Source organism: Stenotrophomonas sp. 05L44_2, assembly GCF_056665995.1.
Map to the genome: position 1 here is coordinate 1 of NZ_JBFTNR010000904.1, position 1,396 is coordinate 1,396.

Genomic DNA, 1,396 nt, shown 5'->3' on the forward strand with positions numbered 1-1,396 from the left:
CGCCAGCTGGTGGGTTGCGGTGATGGTGGAGGCGGTGTGGCCGAAGAACGGCACGAATACGGTGTCCTTGCCGCGCATGTCCTGGTCGGGTGCGTACCAGAGGAAGCCGCCCTTTTTCAGGTGGCGCACCGTCGCGCGGATGTCCTCGTTGGCGTACATCGCCTTGGCATAGCGCAGGCGGCCGAACTTCACCGCCCACTCGTACACCGGGTTCTTGTGCTTGCGGTACATGCCGGACAGGTCGACGTGGTCRCACAGCAGGCGGCCGCACATCTCCAGGGTCATGAAGTGGCCCGAGACCAGCAGCACGCCGCGGCCTTCGGCCTGCATCTGCTTGAGGTGTTCCAGCCCTTCGATGTGCACCTGCGGGCGGATGCTGTCGATGCTGCCCCACCAGGAACGCGCGCATTCGAAGATGCCCACACCCAAGGCGTCGAAGCTGTCGCGCACCAGGCGCTTGCGCCAGGCCTCGTCCTTCTCGGGAAAGCACAGCTTGAGGTTGACCTCGGCGGCATGGCGGCGGCTGCCGGCCAGGCGCCAGGCGATCGAGCCGACCCCGCGGCCCAGCACGCGCTGCAGCGTCCACGGCAGCCGGGCGATCCCGAAGGCAGTGAACATGACGGCAAACATCGGCCAGTTGCGTGGATCACGCAGCGACGGACGGACGGCGGTGGTGGCATCGGACATGCCGCCATTCTACCAATCCGGCCGCGTGTCTTTCCCGGGGGGCTCCCGTATCCTTGCCGCATGCGTAAAGACCCTGTCGAATGGATCCTGCGTGGCCTGTACTCGGCCGTGCTGTACCTCCTGCTGCCGATCACCGTGTACCACCTGGTCTGGCGCGGCTTCCGGGTCCGTGAATACTTCCGGCGCTGGGATGAACGCTATGCGTCCTATCCGCAGCCCAGCGGCCAGCCCCGGGTSTGGCTGCATGCGGTCTCGGTGGGCGAGGTCAACGCCGCTGCGCCGCTGGTCAATGCGCTGCGCGCGCAGCGGCCGGACATCCGCTGGGTCATCACCACCATCACCCCGACCGGCTCGGAACGGGTGCGCGCGCTGTGGGGCGATGCGCTGGACCATGTGTACCTGCCGTACGACGTGCCGGGCAGCGTCAACCGCTTCCTGGGGCACTTCCAGCCCAGCCTGGCGCTGATCCTGGAAACCGAGCTGTGGCCGAACATGCTGTTCGGCTGCCGCGACCGTCGCATTCCGGTGTACATCCTCAATGCGCGCCTGTCGGCCCGATCGCTGCGCGGCTACCGCGTGCTGGCGGCGTTGATCCGGCGTGCGCTGCGCACGGTCACCTGCGTGGCCGCACAGTCGCAGGATGACGCTGCGCGGTTCGTGCAGCTGGGCGCGGCGCCGGAACAGGTGCAGGCACTGGGCAACCTGAAGT

2 protein-coding genes are annotated in these 1,396 nt (G+C 67.6%); one reads left to right on the forward strand and one right to left on the reverse strand.

Translation table 11 applies throughout. From position 1 onward, the window contains the following. A partial coding sequence (locus AC1VAN_RS21835; RefSeq protein WP_480986745.1) for an LpxL/LpxP family acyltransferase occupies positions 1-687 on the reverse strand: 687 nt, incomplete at its 3' end. Between the two features lie 60 nt (positions 688-747). On the opposite strand from AC1VAN_RS21835, the gene AC1VAN_RS21840 reads away from it, so the two are divergent. Beyond that, a partial coding sequence (locus tag AC1VAN_RS21840) for a glycosyltransferase N-terminal domain-containing protein (RefSeq protein ID WP_480986746.1) occupies positions 748-1,396 on the forward strand: 649 nt, incomplete at its 3' end.